Below are 17,032 nucleotides of genomic sequence, written 5' to 3'. Positions count from 1 at the left end.
GCGGGGGTGTGGTGGGGGCGGCGGCGGTAGGGGCCCCTCCGGGGGCGGGGTGGGTACGAAGGGCTCGGGCGGGTCGACTCGTCGGCGGGTGCGGGCGCGGGTCTGCTGTGGCTTGTCGCGCGGTTCCCCGTGCCCCTGAGAAGCGGTGGGGCGCCCCCTGCTGAAAGCAGTAGGGCGCCCCCGCGTCGGTCGCGGACCGGCTACAGGTGGAGTCGGACCACCTGGGGGTCGTGGTCGCTGATCTGGGTGGGGAATTCCGCGTTGATGTGGACGCTGTCGTAGGCGTACGCGCCGCGGTGGCGGAGGGACGGGCTGAGGAGGATCTGGTCCAGGACCTGGCTGTTGCCCTGGTAGTCGTACGTGTAACGCTCGCTCTTCGGCAGTGACTTGATCGCCGACCACAGGGCGCCGTCGTCCTCGAGCAGCCGGGCCGTGCCGGAGAACTCGAAGTCGTTGATGTCGCCCAGGGCGATCACCCGCGCGTTCCTCTGGGCCTTGAGGATGTCCTTGACGAACGCGTTGACCTCCGTCGCCTGGGCGTGCCGCTGGGTCTCCGAGCTGCGTACCGGCGGCTGGTACTGGGCCGTCAGCCCCTGGTCGCCGCCCTTGGAGGCGAAGTGGTTGGCGATCACGAAGACCGTCTTCCCGCGGAAGACGAACTCCCCGGCCAGCGGCTTGCGGCTGTCCTTCCACGCCGCGCTCGCCGGGTCGATCCGCCCCGGAGAGGCCGTCAGGCGGGCCTTGCCGCGCACCTTCTCCACACCCACGGCCGTCGTGGACGTCCCCCCGGCACGGTCGGTGAACGACACCCGCGCGGGGTTGAACAGGAACACCTGGCGGATGTTGCCGCCGGGCTCGCCGCCGTCCTGGTCGTCGACCGGGTCGATGCCCCGCCACTCGTAGCGCGGGCCGCCCGCCGCGACGATGGCGTCGATCAGCTTGCCGAGCGTCCGGTCGGCGGCGACCGTGCCGTCGTCCGTGGCGCCGTTGTTGTCCTGGATCTCCTCCAGGGACACGATGTCGGGCGACTTCAGGTTGTGCACGATCGCGGCGGCGTGGTCGGCGAACGTGTCGTCCGACGGGTCGAGGTTCTCGACGTTGTACGTGGCCACCGCGAGTTCGCGGCCGCTCTGCCGGTGCGTCGACTCCCGCTCCAGGCCGCCCTTCCGCAGCGTGCCCAGCTCGCTCGCGACCAGCGTGTAGCCGCCGTACTGGTTGTAGTCCAGCGGCCCGGCGGTGGTCCCGGCGAGGGTGTCGCCGACGGTCGCCGCGGGGAAGTCGGCGGTGGAGCCGAGGGACTGGATCTGGAGCCGGCCGGTGTTCTGGGAGGCGTAGGAGCCGTAGACCGTGCCGCCGCGCCGGGTCGGGTTCTCGTGCGGCTTCACGGTGACCCACAGCTCGGTGTACGGGTCCGTCGCCGTGACCACACGGGTGTCGGCGACCTGGACGTTCATACCCTCCAGGGACTCGTAGTAGTCCAGGGCGTACTTCTCCGGCCGCAGCGTCAGCCCGTTGACCGAGTCGTGCGCGGCGGGGTCACCCGCCGGGCTGTACGCGTCCGGCACCGAGCGGGCGTCGACCGTCGTCGGCGCCGGGAGCGCGTTGCCGGTGGAGACGGTGGTGATCACCGGCCTGGTGATCTCGGTGACCGACTGGTTGCCGCTGGACGTGCCGCCGGGCACGTACTCCGAGACCGTGCCCGACACCGTCACCGCGTCGCCGGCCGCGACCTTCGGCGCCGAGCTGGTGAAGACGAACACGCCCTCGCTGGTGGCCGGGTCGGCGTCCGGCGCCGGGTCCTGGATCCAGAAGCCCTTCGACGAACCGTAGCCGCGCACGCCGGTGACGATTCCGGCCACATCGGTGATCTGCCGGCCGGCGTACGGGGAGATACGGGTCGTGCCCTGGATGTCATGGATGCGCACCTCGTCGGCGTGCGCCGGCGAGGTGAGGACCACGCCGGAGACCGTGGAGCAGACGGCGGCGACGGTGAGCGCGGCGAGACGCGCGGATGACTTGCTCGGCAAGGGGATCCCTCCGGGTACCACTTGACTGGGAAGCGCCCGGCCGGACGCGGGGGTTCGGCCGACGGCGATGACGCGAGCGACGGCGAGTGTTCGGTGGACCACTGTCCGTCGGCTTCTACGCGCGTCAATCTCCTGCCAAGGCCGACCGGTTGTCAAGGTTTCGGCCATGTACGCCCGGCATCGGGAACGTGAACCGGGCGGCATGGGTGGAAATCCGTCTAGGCTGAGCGGTTGGGTCGTACGACGTTCAGGCGGTTGTACGGCTGCCCGCGGGACCGCTCACAGGCGCATGGCGTACGAGGAGAACCAGCCGATGTCAGACAGCTCCCCCCTGCCGCCGGTGCGGCTGCGCCCCGAAGCGGAGCTCGCGCGGGACGCGCTCGCCACGCCGCTGCTCACGCGCGCCGTCCGGCTGGCCCGCTGGGCCGGACCGGAGACCCGTGTCGACGCCGGTGGCGAACTGGTCGAGGAGCAGTTGCCGGCGGCGGCCGAGGCGCTCGGGCTCGACACGGAAGGCACCGAGGCCGCCGAGCACGCCGAGGGGCTCGCCGACGAGGCCTGGCAGGTCGCCGTCAACACCGGGCTCGTCACCGTCACGGACGAGGAGCAGGGCACCGTCGAGGCGGGGGAGAGCCTGCGGCTGCTCACCTCCGGGTCGCCGCACGACGTGCTGGACGTGTGGCTCGGCGCCCTGGAGACCGTACTGGCCGACGCGAGCGTGCCGGACCTGCGCGACGTGGACGCCCTGCTGGAGGAGGCGGGCGAGGACGGCGAGGTCGATCTGTCCTCGCTCGACTGGGACCCGGAGGCGGAGGCCGCATTCCTCGACGGGGTGCTCGGCAATCTGTATCTGCTGACGGTGGACGAGGACGGGCCCGGCGAGGGGCCGGTGCCGCTGCCCGCGCTCGCCGCGTCGATGATCGTCCCGGACGACATGGGCGAGCCCACGAACGACGTGCTGGAACAGGTCTCCGACGCGCTGATGCGGCTCGACGACCAGTTCCGGCTGCTCGAACCGGTGGGTCTGGTCGAGTTCCAGCCGGTCGACGAGGACGTGCTGGCCGAGGCGGCGGACGAGGGCGAGCCCGCCGGCGGGGGCGGCGAGGGGGCCGCGGTCGACGAGGCCGACGTCAGCCGGTACGGCATGGTGCGGCTGACGCCGCTCGGTCTGTACGGCCTGCGTGTCCGGCTCCTCGAAGCGGGGTTCGAGGCGCCCGCGGTGGGCGAACTGGCCGACAAGGGGGCCGATGTGCTCCTCGACGGCACCGCCGGCTTCCCGCCGGCCGCCGCCCGGGCCGAGACCGAGCAGTGGCTCGCCCGGCGTGAACCGCTCGCGGCGGCGCGGGAGTTGCTGAGCGCGGCCCGGGGCGTGGACGCGGGGGCGCCGTTGCGCCGGCTGTGCTGTCAGCAGGCGCTGGCGCTGGTGGGCGGGGCGGCGGAGCCGGCCCTGCGCGAGGTCCTCGACGACGCGGAACTGGGCGGGCTCGCGCGGGTGTGGCTCGCGGAGCACGGGGCGGCGGATGTGCCGGCGCCGCCGGAGTCGATGGTGTTCTGGCTGACCATCGACACGGTTGCGGCGCAGCTGGCCGCCGAGGGGAACTCGGCGGAGCTGCGGGAACTGGTGGAGGGGCTGGCGGCGGGCCACAGCGGGTTCTTCGCGGCGGCGTGGCGGGTGGAGCATCCGGCGACGGCGGAGGTGCTGGAGGCGATGGGACGGCTGCATCCGGACAAGAGGGTGGCGAAGGAGGCGCGGAAGGCGGCGTTCAAGGCGCGGTCGCAGCGGGGGGAGTGAGCGGGGGGCCCGCCGGTTCCGGCGCGTGAGGGTTTTCGCCCCCGCCGCCCCTACCCTTCCCGTCCTTTACACTTCCCGTCCTTTCAAGGGGCTCCGCCCCTTGGACCCCGAGGGTTCGTTGTCGGCCGGCCGCCGGTGGAGCTTCTCGCGCAGTTCCCCGCGCCCCTGACGGGGCGCCATGCCCCGTTGGGCCGGCGTTCACGCGAGCGCGGCACCGTGGCGCCGCAATCGCGGTGCGCCACCCTCCACGGTCGCCTCTTCCGTCACAGGAGTCAGCATGTCGCTCACCCGCAGGGACTTCACCGGACGAACCGCGCTCACCGGGGTCGGGGTCGCCCTGGCCGGCAGCGTCGGCGCGCTCGCCACCGCTCCGCAGGCGCTCGCCTCCACCGACCACCACAGCGCGGAGGACCACCACGGCGGCGTCGGCTACGGTCCGCTGATCGCCGACCCCAAGGGCGTCCTCGCGCTGCCCGCCGGGTTCTCCTACCGCGTCCTCACCTACAGCGGCCGCACCAGGCTGGAGTCGGGCGAGTACACGCCCTCCAACCACGACGGCACCGCCACCTTCGACGGCCCCCGCGGCGCCACCCTCCTCGTCAACAACCACGAGCTGAAGGGCCCGCGCGCCGACTGGCCGCACCCCGTGCCGCTCACCGAGGGGCTGGTGTACGACCCGGCCGCGTCCGGCGGCTGCACCGTCGTCGAGGTGCGCCACGACCACGTCGCCGAATGGGTCGGCATCGCCGGGACCTCCACCAACTGCGCGGGCGGCCACACCCCGTGGGACACCTGGCTCACCTGTGAGGAGACCGAGGACCGGGCCGGCCAGAACGGCATGACCAAGGACCACGGCTACGTCTTCGAGGTCGACCCCGCCGACCGCCGGGCCAACCGCGACCCCCGGCCGATCAAGGCGCTGGGCCGGTATGCGCACGAGGCCGTCGTCGTCGACCCCAAGCGCGGGCAGCTCTACCTCACCGAGGACGCCTCCGGACCCAACGGGCTGTTCTACCGCTGGACCCCGCCCCACGGCTTCCGCCACGGCCGCGGCCGGCTGCGCACCCTCGCCGACGACGCCGGTGTCCTCCAGGCCTTCAAGTGCTTCGACTCCGGCGGCAGATTCGTCGACGACCTCTCCCGCGCCACGCGGACCGGCACGGTGTACGGCGTCGACTGGGTCGACGTCCCCGACCGCGACGCCACGTCCACCCCCGTCCGCAAGCAGTTCACCGACGGCCAGGTCACCCGCGCCCGCAAGCTGGAGGGCATGTGGTGGGCGGACGGCGGCGCCTACGTCGTCTCCTCCTACGCCCGCGACGAGAGCCCCGTCCAGCACGACGGCCAGGTCTGGTTCTACGACCCCCGGCGCCGCACCCTCACCCTGAAGGTCCTCATCGGCGTCAACACCGACCCCGCCGCCGACGGCGCCTTCGACGGCCCCGACAACATCACCGTCTCCCCCTACGGCGGCCTCGTCATCGCCGAGGACGGCGAGGGCGTGCAGCACCTGTTCGGCGCGACGGACAGCGGCCGGACGTACCCCATCGCCCGCAACGAGCTCAACATCGGTACGGAGGAGGAGCCGGAGTACAGCGAGTTCACCGGCGTCACCTTCTCGCCCGACGGCCGCACCCTCTACGCCAACATCCAGACCCCGGGCATCATGCTCGCCATCACCGGCCCCTGGAAGCGCCAGAAGCGGTAGGCGAGGGCCCACGGCTCGGGGCGCCCGGTGGGAGGCGCCCCGGAGCCGGCGGTCGCGCGGGCCGGCCGTGCGTCACAGCGCCTTGGCGGCCGGCTTCACCATCCCCCGCACCGTGCGGGACTTCACGAACTCGCCCATGGCCGTCATGTCCCACTCGCCGGAGAACTGGCGGACCAGCTTGGCCATCATCACGCCGGTCTGGGCCTCGGCGTTGGTGAGGTCGAAGCGGACCAGTTCCTCGCCCGTCGCGGCGTCGATCAGGCGGCAGTACGCCTTGGCGACCTCCGTGAACTTCTGGCCCGAGAACGAGTTCACCGTGAAGACCAGGCCCGAGACCTCCTGCGGGATGCGGCCGAGGTCGACCACGATCACCTCGTCGTCACCGCCGCCCTCGCCGGTGAGGTTGTCGCCGGAGTGCTTGATCGCGCCGTTCAGGATCGACAGCTTGCCGAAGTAGCAGCTGTCGACGTGGTCGCGCTGCGGGCCGTAGGCGATGACCGAGGCGTCCAGGTCGATGTCCTTGCCGCGGTACGCCGGCTCCCAGCCGAGGCCCATCTTGACCTGGGCGAGCAGCGGGCGGCCGCCCTTGACCAGGGACACCGTCTGGTTCTTCTGGAGGCTGACGCGGCCCTTGTCCAGGTTGACCTTGCCGGCACCGGGGGCGGGGGCCGGGGGCTGCGCCGCGGGGGCCGGCGCGGGCGCGGTGGGCTGCGGCGGGGCCGTCGGCTGCGGCGGGGCGGCGGCGGGGGCCGGTTCCTCCACCGAGACGCCGAAGTCCGTGGCGATCCCGGCGAGGCCGTCGGCGTAGCCCTGGCCGACGGCGCGGGCCTTCCACGCGCCGTTGCGCAGATAGATCTCCATGATCACGAGGGCTGTCTCCGCGCCGAGCCGCGGGGGTGTGAACGTGGCGAGCACCGAGCCGTCGGCCGCGCTGCGGAGGGTGGCGGTGGGTTCGATGCCCTGGAAGGTCTGGCCGGCGGCGTCGGGGCTGGCGGTGACGACGATCTTCTCGATGCCCGGGGGAACGGCGGCGGTGTCGATGCCGATGGCGTCGGGCGTCGTGCCGCCGCCGGAGCGGTAGGTCACACCGGGGCCGGTGGGCTGGTTGTAGAAGATGAAGTCCTCGTCCGTGCGGACCTTGCCGTCGGGAGTGAGCAGCAGGCCCGATACGTCGAGTCGCACGGGGGCGGCGACGTCCACCGTCACCTGTGTGACGGGGAGAGGGATGTTCGAGCCGGGGGTCATAGCTGTCATGTGGGGTGTAACGAGCGGGGGCGCTTTACCGTTCCCTTACCTGGGCAGGATCGCCCGGCAGGACGCCGGCCCGCGCGCCCCCTTCGGCCGTACGGCCGCGTGGTGGCCGCAGGAGGACGGCGCTCACCAGACACGCGGCCAGCAGGGCCGTCCACAGCCACGCGGCCCCGAGCCGCAGGAGCCAGGTGAAGACGGTGGGGGCCAGCGCGGTGGCGATACTCCAGGAGAGCTGGTGGAGCGCGAAGTAGCGGCCGCGCGCGGCCCGCGGCGCCAGCCGGCCGACGAGGGCGCTCATGACCGGCGCGTGCGCCATCTCCGCCGCGGTGAAACAGACGATCGCCGCGCCGACGACGGCCATGGCGACGGCCGGCGCGGACACGGGAGCCGCCCACAGTCCGACGAAGCACAGCGCCCAGAGCAGCGCGGACAGCCGCAGGGTGGTCAGCGCGGGCACACGGTCCAGGAGCCGGGAGAACACGGTCTGCGTGCCCGCGACGAGCACGGTGTTCACCGTGAACACGGCCCCCGCGAACCAGCCGGCCAGACGCAGTTCACCGGTCAGATAGACGGCGAGGATCACGGGCATCACCATCGTGCAGAGCGCCAGGAGGAGGTTGGCGGTGACGGCGGCGGTGAAGGGGGCGTCCCGCAGGACGCGCCCGTAGCCCCGCCACGACTGTCTCCGTACCCTTTCTCCCTCCCCTGCCTCCGGCTTCCCGTCGTGCACCGGGGGCGCCGGGAGCGAGGAGACGGCGAGCGCGCCCGCGACGACGAAGCTGACGGCGTCGGCCAGGACCATCGTGCGCCCGACCGCCGCGCCGCCGGCCGCCTCCGCCGCGGCGAAGAGGACCGTACCCGCGCCCATGCCGATGTTGCGCAGCGCCCGCACCAGGCTGAACCACCGGTCCTGTTCGCCCGGAGCCGCGATCGACAGGACCGCCGGGCCGCTCGCCGTCCAGTAGAGGTTCTGGCCCACCCCCGCGAGGACGGCGCACCCGACGAGCTGCCAGGCGTGCTCCACCCCCAAGTAGCCGAAGAAGCCCACCGCCTGGAGCAGACTGCTCAGCGCGACCGCCCGCCCGGGGCCGAACCTGTCGATCACCGGCCCGAAGGCGGGGACACCGGCCATGGCGATCAGCGCCGCGGCCGACATGCAGGCGCCCACCGTGGTGAGGGACAGGGTGGTCGACCTGACGAAGTAGACCACCGAGAACGGCAGGAACATCCCCGAACCGAGGCTGTCGACGAGGATCGCCGCCACGAACCGCCGGTGTCCCGCGAGCCGCGGCAGCCCCCACCACGGGGGCGGCCACGGCCGGCGGTCGCTCACACCGAGACCGGGCTCGCCGAGGACACGTCGAAGACGTACGCGTCCGAGACACCCCTGACGAGCGGATCGACGTCGTCGAGTGCGGGCGCGGCGAGGTACACGAGACCCGCGAGGTTGGTCGAGTACATGACGTCGCTGATGACGTCGCCCGGCTTGTGCGCCAGGTCCACCTCGGTGACGCCGGGCACGGCCGCCAGTTCCTCGGCGCTGCTGAGCCGGGTGATGCGGCCCGGCCTGGCCGGCAGCATCACGTTGACCACGAGGTCCGCCCGCTCCACCGGGGCCAGGGCCGGCCGCAGCCCCAGCGACGTCTCGGTGTACGCCTGCCACAGATCCACTCCGTACTGGAGCCGGACGCCGCGGACGATGCCCCCGCCGCCCGGTCTGCACGCGATCTCGCCCACGAGGAAGCCCTCGGACGTCCTGAGCACCTCCAGATGGGTCACCCCGGCGTGCATCCCCAGCGCCCGCACCGCGGCGGTGTGCAGTTCGCGGACGGCCACGGCGTCCGGATGGTCCGGGGGCAGGTGGTGGGAGCCCTGCATGTGCCCGACCCCGTCGAGCACCGGCCGCAGATACCGCGAGACCGAGACGAAGACGGGCTCGCCGTCCGTGACGACGCCGTCGCAGTGGTACTCGGTCTCGATGTCCACGTACCGCTCCACGATCAGTGGGCAGCCCGTCGTCCGCAGGGCCGCACCGGCCGGCGACTCGCGGAACTCCCGGAAGCGGACCGGCGATTCGATCACGTCGACCCCCACGGTCCCGCTGCCGAAGACCGGCTTGACCACCACGGGCCAGCCCAGGTCCTCGGCGGCGGCCGGAAGACCGTCGAGCCGGAACGCCTGCCGGAAGGGGGCCACCGGCACGCCCGCGGCCGCCAGCCTCCGCTTCATCACGTACTTGTTGGCGAAGGCGTGCGCCGTCTCGAACCCCTCGCCCGGGAGGCCGAAGTACGACCGCAGCAGGCCGCCGGTCGCCACGCCGAACTCGGTCGGGGTCAGGATCGCGTCGATCGGGCGGTCCCCGAGCACACCGAGTGCCGCGTCCCGTACCGCGGTGAAGTCGTCGACACCGGGGACGAGCACGACCTCGGTCCCGGGCCCGTAGTAGCCGGCGCAGCCGGGCTCGGTGACGACGGTGACCGAATCGAGCAGCGGGGACGTCATCACCTCCGTCGGGAGGGGCTTCAGGGAACCGATGGCGAGGGCATGGTGGCCCACGGGAGTCCTCCAGTCTGCTGTGGTGTCTTGAGCGGGCCCCGCCGTCCGCGGGCAGGATCCGGTGTGCGGCTCAACGGGTCCCCAGCGCGGCGTCCAGCGCGTGGCGGACGTCGTCCACCAGCTCCGCGGTGGGCTCGCAGCCGCAGGAGATCCTGACGTATCCCGGAGGCACCTTGATGTGCGGCCAGGTGGCGATGTCGTTGGCCATGGTCTGCAACCCGCCGTAGCTGGTGGCCGGCACGATCAGCGCGCTCGCCTTGAGGAGGCGGTGCAGATGCTCGCGGTCCGGCAGCCGGAAGGCGAGGACGCCGCCCCCGCACACCATCTGCCGGGACGCGACGGCGTGACCGGGGTCGAGTTCCCAGCCCGGCCACCTCAGCCGGGTCACCTCCGGACGCCCGTGCAGCAGCTCCGTGAGTGCGGCGGCGTTCGCCGTCTGGCGCTCGTGACGCAGTTCGAGCGTGCCGATGGACCGGCGCGCCAGCCAGCAGTCGAAGGCCGACGGGATCGATCCGTGGAGGTGCCTCCAGTGCCGCAGCTGCCCGACCAGTTCCGGATCACGTGCGGTCACATGCCCCAGGATGATGTCGTTGTGCCCGCCGACGACCTTGGCGTCACTGGTGATGACCAGATCGGCGTCGAGTTCGAGCGGACGCTGGCCCAGCGGGGACGACACCGAGTTGTCCACCGCGAACAGGGCCCCGGCACCGTGGGCGAGCCGCGCGCACTCCCGCAGGTCGTGAATGCCCAGGAGCGGGTTGGTCGGTGACTCCAGGAGCACCAGCCGGGCCCCGGCCACGGCGTCGGGCAGCTGCCGGGCCACGTCGGTGAGCGGCCGCACGGTCACCGCGCGCTCGCCGAGCTGCTCGGCGATCTGCCGTGTCTCGTAGTAGGTGTCGGCGCCGACGACCACCGTGTCGCCCGGCCGCAGCAGACTCAGCATCACGCTGGAGACGGCGGACATGCCGCTGTTGAACACGACGGCCGTACCGCCGTCCATGGCGCCGAGCACCTCCTCGAGCGCGGAGGCGGACTCGTGGCCCCAACGGCCGTACCGCGTGGGCGCGATGTCGTCGAGATCCTGGTGGTACGCGGTGGAGAGGCCCAGCGGGGCGACGAGCGGGCCGGCGGCCTCCTTGGGCGGCATCACCGACTGGACGGCGAAACTGCCGGCGTGGGGCGGCGGGGTGGCGACGGTGGGTGCCTCGTACACGGTCACCGCCTCCCGGTGACGACGAGGAAGGGCGCGTGCCGGGGTTCCTCAGGCGCGGCCAGGGGGGCGTGCGCGGCCACGGAGTGGAAGCCGCACTCGACCATGAACTTCTCGTACCACTCGACCGGCCAGAACCAGTCCTCGATCTCCAGGGTCTTCCCGTGCCCCTTCAGCCAGGTCGTCATCGGGTCGCCCGCGGCGTAGGAGACGCCGGGATCACCGCTGCGGCAGGTGCTGAACTGGACCCCCGCGCTGTCCGGGTGCGGAACGACGATCCCGAAGGGCGCGTCCGGCCGCAGCAGACGGTGGATCTCCCTGCCGATCGCCAGATGCTGCTCCGGGTCCTGGAGCACGCACAGGACGAAGGTGCAGATGGCCGCGCCGAAGTGGCCGTCGGCGAGGTCCCGCAGCCGTCCGTCGGTGAGGTGCGCGAACCGGACTCCGGGCCGCGTCGCCCACCGCTCGGCCATGCCGATCATGTCCGGGGAGATGTCGCATCCGACGACCTCGTAGGCGTACCGCTCGGCGAGGAACGAGGCGACGGCCCCGGGCCCGCACCCGTAGTCCAGGACCGGGCCGGACACGTCCGTACCGAATCCCATCCGGTCGAAGAGTTCCGGATACGCGACCTGCCATTCGAGGGGATTGCCCAATGACGCGTACGTCTCCGCCTCCGTGCTGGAACTCCACCAGGGTGCCGTCACACATTCCTCCGATCACGGTCCCGTGGGACAGATGCCCGGGCGCCCGGTGGAACGTGCGAGGGCTGCCCGAGTGCGGCTCGTCGACTGTTGGGAGCGCTCCCACATCCCGGGAGATTGTGGGGGGCGCGGCACGGATCCGTCAATCGGTCCGGCGTCGTCAACTGCCTTGAGAGGGCGCTCTGTTGGGATCATGCGTGGTCAGGGGCGGGTGTGCGGAACCGGGTGGACCGCCCGGTTTCGGCCGGGCGGGCGTGTCCCGCGCGCTCCGGGGTTCTCGGAGCGCGCGGGAACCCCCGGGCCCCGACCGCCGCGGCGGTCCGGTGCTCGCGCACCCGGAACATCGCCGCGGCGGTGGCCTGGAAGCAACGTCGCCCGGTGGGTCCTACGGGACCACCACGATCTTGCGGCCCACGCCCGCCGCGAACTGTTCGAGCGCCTTCGGGTACTCCGTCAGGGGAAGACGGTCGCTGATGAAGATCTCCGGGTTCAGGACGCCCCCGGCGAACAGCTCCGCCGCCCGCTCGTAGCTGTGCAGCACCGCCATCGAGCCGGTGATGGTGATCTCCTGGTTGTAGATCCGGTACGGGTCGATCTCCACCCGGGTCGCATAGTCCGCGACCCCGAACTGAAGGAACGTGCCCGCCTTCGCGACCCGTCCGAGCCCGTCCTGGATCGCCGCCGCGTTCCCCGTCGCGTCGACCACCAGCTCCCAGCCCCGCGGCCGGTCCAGCTCGTCCGCGTTGCCGGCCGTCCCCGACACCCCGAGCCGCCGCGCCGTCTCCAGCCGCGCCGGGTTGATGTCGACGACGTCCACGCTCGCGGCGCCCGTCCGCTTGGCCAGTTCCAGCATCATCAGGCCCATCGTCCCGGACCCGTAGATCAGGACGTGCGCGCCGAGCTGCGACTTCAGGACGTCGTAGCCGCGCACCGCGCAGGACAGCGGTTCGATGAGGGCCGCGTCCTGGGTGCGGACGTGCTCGGGGAGCTTCACACAGTTGGCCACGGGCGCCACCGCGTACTGCGCGGCGCCGCCCGCCGTCGTCACACCGATCGCCGCCCACCGCTCGCACATGTTGTTGTGCCCGCTGCGGCAGTAGTGGCACTCGTAGCAGTACAGGGACGGGTCCACCGCCACCCGGTCGCCGACCGCGACCTCGGTGACCTGCGTCCCGACCCCGACCACCTCGCCGGCGAACTCGTGCCCGGGCACGATCGGCAGCTTGGGCGCGAACTCGCCCTGGAGGATGTGCAGATCGGTGCCGCACAGCCCGCACGCGGCGACCTCGACGACGACCTCGCGCGGACCCGGCGTCGGGTCCGGGACCTCGGTGACGACGGCGCGGCCCACGGACTCGATGACGGCGGCCTTCATTTCACGGCTCCCAACGACAGGCCCTGGACCAGCTTGTCCTGGGCGGCGAACCCCGCGGCGAGCACCGGCAGGGAGATGACGAGCGACGCGGCGCACACTTTGGCCAGGAACAGACCCTGGCTGGTGATGAAGCCGGTCAGGAAGACGGGCGCGGTCTCGGCGGCCACACCCGTCAGCACCCGGGCGAAGAGCAGTTCGTTCCAGCTGAAGATGAAGCAGATCAGGGCGGTGGCGGCGATGCCCGGCAGGGCGATCGGGGCCACCACACGGGCCAGGACCGTCGGCAGCCGCGCCCCGTCCACCCGGGCCGCCTCGATGACCGCGACCGGCACCTCGGCGAGGAAGGACTGCATCATCCACACCGCGATCGGCAGGTTCATGGAGGTGTAGAGGATGACGAGCAGCCAGATGTTGTCGAGCATGCCCGCGTTCTTGGCGAAGAGATAGACCGGCAGCAGGCCCGCCACCGCCGGCAGCATCTTCGTCGACAGGAAGAAGAACAGCACGTCGGTCCACTTGCGCACCCGGTTGATGGAGAGCGCGTACGCGGCCGGGAAGGAGAGCAGGAGGACGAAGAGCGTGGAGGCGATCGACGCCACCGCCGAGTTGATCAGCGCGGGCCAGGGGCTGGCCCCGCCGCCGACGCCAAAGAAGTCCCGGTAGCCGTCGAGGGTGAGCGCGGCGGCGAAGGACGGCGGGTTGGTCGCTGCGTCGGCCTCCGAGTGGAAGGAGGTCAGCGCCATCCAGGCGATGGGCAGGAAGAACAGCACTCCCAGCACCCAGGCCAGCAGGCCCAGGCCCGCCCCCCGGGTCCGGCCGGAGCGCTTGGCGCCGCCGGCCTCGTCGGCGGTCCGGGACGGTCGTACGCGACTTGCGGTGGCGCTCATGCGCGGGACACCTCCTCGCGGAACAGGGACGACACCACGCGCAGCGCGAAGGTGGCGATGATCAGGGAGCCGATGACCACCAGGACGCCGGCCGCCGAGGCGAGCCCGTTCTCGTGCGCCTGGTAGAAGCTCTGGTAGACGGTGTACGGCAGGTTGGCGGTGCCCAGGCCGCCGGACGTGATCGTGAAGACCGCGTCGAAGTTCTGCACGATGTAGATCGAGCCGAGCAGGGCGCCCAGTTCGAGGTAGCGGCGCAGGTGCGGCAGCGTCAGATGGACGAAGATCTGCCAGTCGCTCGCGCCGTCCACCTTGGCGGCCTCGATCTGCTGGTGGTCGCGGCTCTGCAACCCGGCCAGCAGGATCAGCATCATGAAGGGCGTCCACTGCCACACCAGCGAGGCCTCGACGGCGAGCAGCGGCGTGTTCGAGACCCAGTCCGGCTGCGGGCCGCCCACGTAGTGCAGCAACCCGTTGAGCAGGCCGTACTCGGGGTTGTACAGCACGTGCTTCCACAGCAGCGCCGCCGCCACCGGAACCACCAGGAAGGGGGCGATCAGCAGCGTGCGCACCACGCCCCGGCCGGGGAACTTCCGGTCCAGCAGCAGGGCGAGCGCGAGGCCGAGGACCAGGCTGACCAGGACGACGGCCACGGTCAGCAGGATCGTCGTCCACACCGAGTGCCGCAGGTCGGCGTCGGTGAGGACCTGCTGGTAGTTGTCGACGCCGGTGAACTTGCGGGCCTTGGGGTAGAGCGCGTTCCAGTCGAAGAAGGAGATCACCAGCGTGGCCACGAAGGGCAACTGGGTCACGGCGATCATGAAGATGAGGGCGGGCAGCAGCGGTGCCCGGGTGGCCCAGGCGCGCAGCCGCGCGGAGGGCTGTTTCACGTCGTGCGCGGGGGAGGCGGCCACGGGGGCCGCGGTGGTGGCGGTCATCGTCCCTCGTACTCCTCGGAGATCTGCTCGGCGAGCTTCTGGGACTTCTTCAGGGCCGACTCGACGGACTGGCGTCCGGCGATGGCCGCGCTGATCTCCTGCGAGACCTTGGTGCCGAGATCGGTGAACTCGGGGATGCCGACGAACTGGATGCCGGGCGCGGGCCGCGGCTGGACGCCGGGATCATTGGGGCGGGCGTTCTCGATGGCCTCGCGGGTCATCTCCTGGAAGGCGCCCGCCTCCGCGCGGTAGTCGGGGTTCTCGTATGTCGACGCCCGCTTGCCGGCGGGCACGTTGGACCAGCCGATGGTGTCGCCGACCAGCTGCTCGTACTCCTTGCTGGAGGCCCAGGAGACGAACTTCCACGCCTTGTCGGTGTTGCGGGAGGCCTTCTGTATGCCCCACGCCCAGGTGTAGAGCCAGCCGGAGGACTTGGTCTTCTCCACCGGCGCCGGGGCGTAGCCGATTTTGCCCTTGACCGGGGACTTGTCCGCCTCCAGGGAACCGGCCGCGGAGGTGGCGTCGTACCACATGGCGACCTTGCCCTGGGTGAGGTTGTTCAGGCACTCCGCGAAGCCGGACTGCGGGGCGCCGGACTCGCCGTGCGCGCGCACCAGGTCGACGTAGAACTTGGTCGCCTTCTCGAAGGCGGGGTCGGTGAGCCGGGCCTTCCAGTCCTTGTCGAACCAGGTGCCGCCGAAGGTGTTCACCACCGTGGTCAGCGGCGCCATGATCTCGCCCCAGCCGGGCAGTCCGCGCAGACAGACGCCCTTCATCCCGGACTTGGCGCCGTCCACCTTCGCGGCCAGGTCCGCCACCTGGTCCCAGGTGGGGTGCGCGGGCATCTTCAGCCCCTTCTCCTCGAACACGTCCTTGCGGTACATCAGGAAGGACGACTCGCCGTAGAAGGGCTGGCCGTAGAGCTTGCCGTCGTCGCCGGTGAGCGACTGGCGCATCGGCTTGAGGACGTCCTTCTCGTCGTACGACGGGTCCTTCGCGACGTAGCTGTTCATCTCGTGCAGCCAGCCGTTGCGGGCGTAGATGGGGATCTCGTAGTTGGACAGTGTCGCCACGTCGTACTGGCCGGCCTGGTTGGCGAAGTCCTGGCTGATCTTGTCGCGGACGTCGTTCTCCGGCAGCACGGTGAAGTTCACCTTGATGCCGGTCTCCTTGGTGAAGTGGGCGGCGGTGAGCTTCTGCAACTCCACCATCTGCGGGTTGTTGACCATCAGGACGTTGACGGAGTCACCGCCGGAACCGGATCCGCCCGCTCCGACCCAGCAGCCGGAGAGCAGCGGTGCGAGCAGCGTTCCCGCGGCGGCCATGGCGAGCGTGACTCGCGGCCTCCGTCGGCTCTGGGTGCGCATGGATCGCTCCTGGAGGAGGGGGATGGGTGAAGGGGTGTGCAGGGACATGGGGCGCATAAGGGGCATATGGGGATGACTGGGGCTTGCGTAGGCGGGGTGGGGTGGGCTCAGACTCGGATGACCTGCGGGCCCAGCAGGGAGTACCGGTGGGCCTCGGAGGCGGGCAGCAGGGTGCTGGTGACGATCGCCTCCAGCGAGCCGACCTCCGCGAACCGGCAGAAGCTCACCGCGCCGAACTTGGTGTGCACCCCGGTGAACACCGTGCGCCGGGAGGCGCGGATCGCCTGGGTCTTGACCTCGCTGACGGCCGGGTCGGGCGTGGTCAGTCCGTACTCGCGGGAGATGCCGTTGGCGCCGATGTAGGCCAGGTCGATGACGAATCCGGCCAGCATCTTCGTCGTCCAGTGGTCGACGGTGGCGAGGGTGCCGGGGCGCACCCTGCCGCCGAGGAGGAGGACGCTGATGTTGCCCGCCTCCGCGAGCGTGCCGGCCGTGGCCAGGGAGGCGGTGACCACGGTGAGCGGGCGGTCGCGGGGCAGGGCCTCGGCGATGAGCTGCGGGGTGAAGCCCTCGTCGACGAAGACGGTCTCCGCGTCGCCGAGGAGTTCCGCGGCGGCGGCCGCGATCCGGCGCTTCTCGGGGACGTGGCTGGTGGCGCGGAAGGCGAGGGTCGTCTCGAAGCCGGCGCTCTCCACGGGGTAGGCGCCGCCGTGGGTGCGGCGGACCAGGCCGTGGTCCTCCAGCGCGCGCAGGTCGCGGCGGACGGTCTCCTTGGCGACGCCGAGCTGGGTGGCGAGGGCGGCGACGTCCACGGAGCCGGTGCGGCGGGCGGCCGTGACGATCTCGCGCTGCCGTTCCTCGGCCGATCGTGTCGTCATGGCTGGTACCTGCCCTCTCGCTGCCGCTGGATGCCGTTCGGTACGGCTCGTGGCCGCGGGTTGTCGCTGTGGCATCGCTGTGCCCGTTCGGGCCCTGTCGGGCCTTGGGGAGAGTTCTACAGCGGGGGCGCGGTGCTGACCAGGTCTGTTGCCGGTCCGAGTGGGCCCGTTTGTGCCCGCTTCGGGGGGTGAGGGGCGAGCGACGACCTGCGGGGTGGGGGCGCGGCGAGTGGGAACGGGCAGTGGGCGTGCCCGGGAGGCGGGGGACGGGGGTCTGTTTCGTGCCCGGGGGGCGTGCGAGGGCGCGCCCCGGTGCGCCCGGGTGCGCCTTGCCCGTAGGGG

Annotated in this window: 13 protein-coding genes; 2 read left to right on the top strand and 11 right to left on the bottom strand. The window is 71.8% G+C overall.

The genetic code is table 11. The annotated features are described in order from the left end of the window. Window positions 1-200: 200 nt before the first annotated feature. On the bottom strand, window positions 201-2,027 hold the full coding sequence (locus IO29_RS23240) for an endonuclease/exonuclease/phosphatase family protein (RefSeq protein WP_030379029.1): 1,827 nt from the start codon (window positions 2,025-2,027) through the stop codon (window positions 201-203). A gap of 313 nt (window positions 2,028-2,340) precedes the next feature. On the opposite strand from IO29_RS23240, the gene IO29_RS23235 reads away from it, so the two are divergent. Beyond that, window positions 2,341-3,819: a hypothetical protein gene (locus IO29_RS23235; RefSeq protein WP_030379028.1), complete on the top strand. Its 1,479-nt coding sequence runs from the start codon at window positions 2,341-2,343 to the stop codon at window positions 3,817-3,819. Between the two features lie 277 nt (window positions 3,820-4,096). Beyond that, window positions 4,097-5,527, top strand: a complete 1,431-nt coding sequence (locus IO29_RS23230; RefSeq protein ID WP_030379027.1) for an alkaline phosphatase PhoX — start codon at window positions 4,097-4,099, stop codon at window positions 5,525-5,527. A 72-nt stretch (window positions 5,528-5,599) separates the two neighbouring features. On the opposite strand, the gene IO29_RS23225 is transcribed toward IO29_RS23230, so the two are convergent. The 10 genes from IO29_RS23225 to IO29_RS23180 all read right to left on the bottom strand — a co-directional run bounded on the left by IO29_RS23225 (window position 5,600) and on the right by IO29_RS23180 (window position 16,690). Further along, complete coding sequence (locus IO29_RS23225) at window positions 5,600-6,772, bottom strand: TerD family protein (RefSeq protein WP_030379026.1); 1,173 nt, start codon at window positions 6,770-6,772, stop codon at window positions 5,600-5,602. A gap of 34 nt (window positions 6,773-6,806) precedes the next feature. Further along, a complete protein-coding gene (locus IO29_RS23220) occupies window positions 6,807-8,111 on the bottom strand; it encodes an MFS transporter (RefSeq protein ID WP_051707578.1) in 1,305 nt (434 codons plus the stop codon). Continuing rightward, window positions 8,108-9,334 carry an ATP-grasp domain-containing protein gene (locus IO29_RS23215; protein ID WP_051707577.1) on the bottom strand — a complete coding sequence of 409 codons (1,227 nt, stop codon included), beginning with the start codon at window positions 9,332-9,334 and terminating at the stop codon, window positions 8,108-8,110. The genes IO29_RS23220 and IO29_RS23215 overlap by 4 nt, the downstream gene beginning before the upstream one ends. A gap of 70 nt (window positions 9,335-9,404) precedes the next feature. Then, complete coding sequence (locus tag IO29_RS23210) at window positions 9,405-10,547, bottom strand: PLP-dependent transferase (RefSeq protein ID WP_158709327.1); 1,143 nt, start codon at window positions 10,545-10,547, stop codon at window positions 9,405-9,407. A 2-nt stretch (window positions 10,548-10,549) separates the two neighbouring features. Then, on the bottom strand, window positions 10,550-11,251 hold the full coding sequence (locus IO29_RS23205; RefSeq protein ID WP_158709326.1) for a class I SAM-dependent methyltransferase: 702 nt from the start codon (window positions 11,249-11,251) through the stop codon (window positions 10,550-10,552). Between the two features lie 382 nt (window positions 11,252-11,633). Beyond that, window positions 11,634-12,623: a zinc-dependent alcohol dehydrogenase family protein gene (locus IO29_RS23200; protein ID WP_030379021.1), complete on the bottom strand. Its 990-nt coding sequence runs from the start codon at window positions 12,621-12,623 to the stop codon at window positions 11,634-11,636. Next, complete coding sequence (locus IO29_RS23195) at window positions 12,620-13,510, bottom strand: carbohydrate ABC transporter permease (RefSeq protein WP_030379020.1); 891 nt, start codon at window positions 13,508-13,510, stop codon at window positions 12,620-12,622. Before IO29_RS23195 ends, IO29_RS23200 begins: the two co-directional genes overlap by 4 nt. Next, a complete protein-coding gene (locus tag IO29_RS23190; RefSeq protein WP_030379019.1) occupies window positions 13,507-14,445 on the bottom strand; it encodes a carbohydrate ABC transporter permease in 939 nt (312 codons plus the stop codon). The genes IO29_RS23195 and IO29_RS23190 overlap by 4 nt, the downstream gene beginning before the upstream one ends. After that, a complete protein-coding gene (locus tag IO29_RS23185) occupies window positions 14,442-15,812 on the bottom strand; it encodes an ABC transporter substrate-binding protein (RefSeq protein WP_030379018.1) in 1,371 nt (456 codons plus the stop codon). The genes IO29_RS23190 and IO29_RS23185 overlap by 4 nt, the downstream gene beginning before the upstream one ends. 107 nt (window positions 15,813-15,919) lie before the next feature. Further along, complete coding sequence (locus tag IO29_RS23180) at window positions 15,920-16,690, bottom strand: DeoR/GlpR family DNA-binding transcription regulator (RefSeq protein WP_030379017.1); 771 nt, start codon at window positions 16,688-16,690, stop codon at window positions 15,920-15,922. Between the last annotated feature and the right edge of the window lie 342 nt (window positions 16,691-17,032).

It is taken from the genome of Streptomyces sp. NRRL F-6676 (genome assembly GCF_000725625.1).
Classification (GTDB): domain Bacteria; phylum Actinomycetota; class Actinomycetes; order Streptomycetales; family Streptomycetaceae; genus Streptomyces.
The sequence above is the reverse complement of the archived record's forward strand: the minus strand, read 5'-3'. Positions and strand labels throughout refer to the sequence as shown.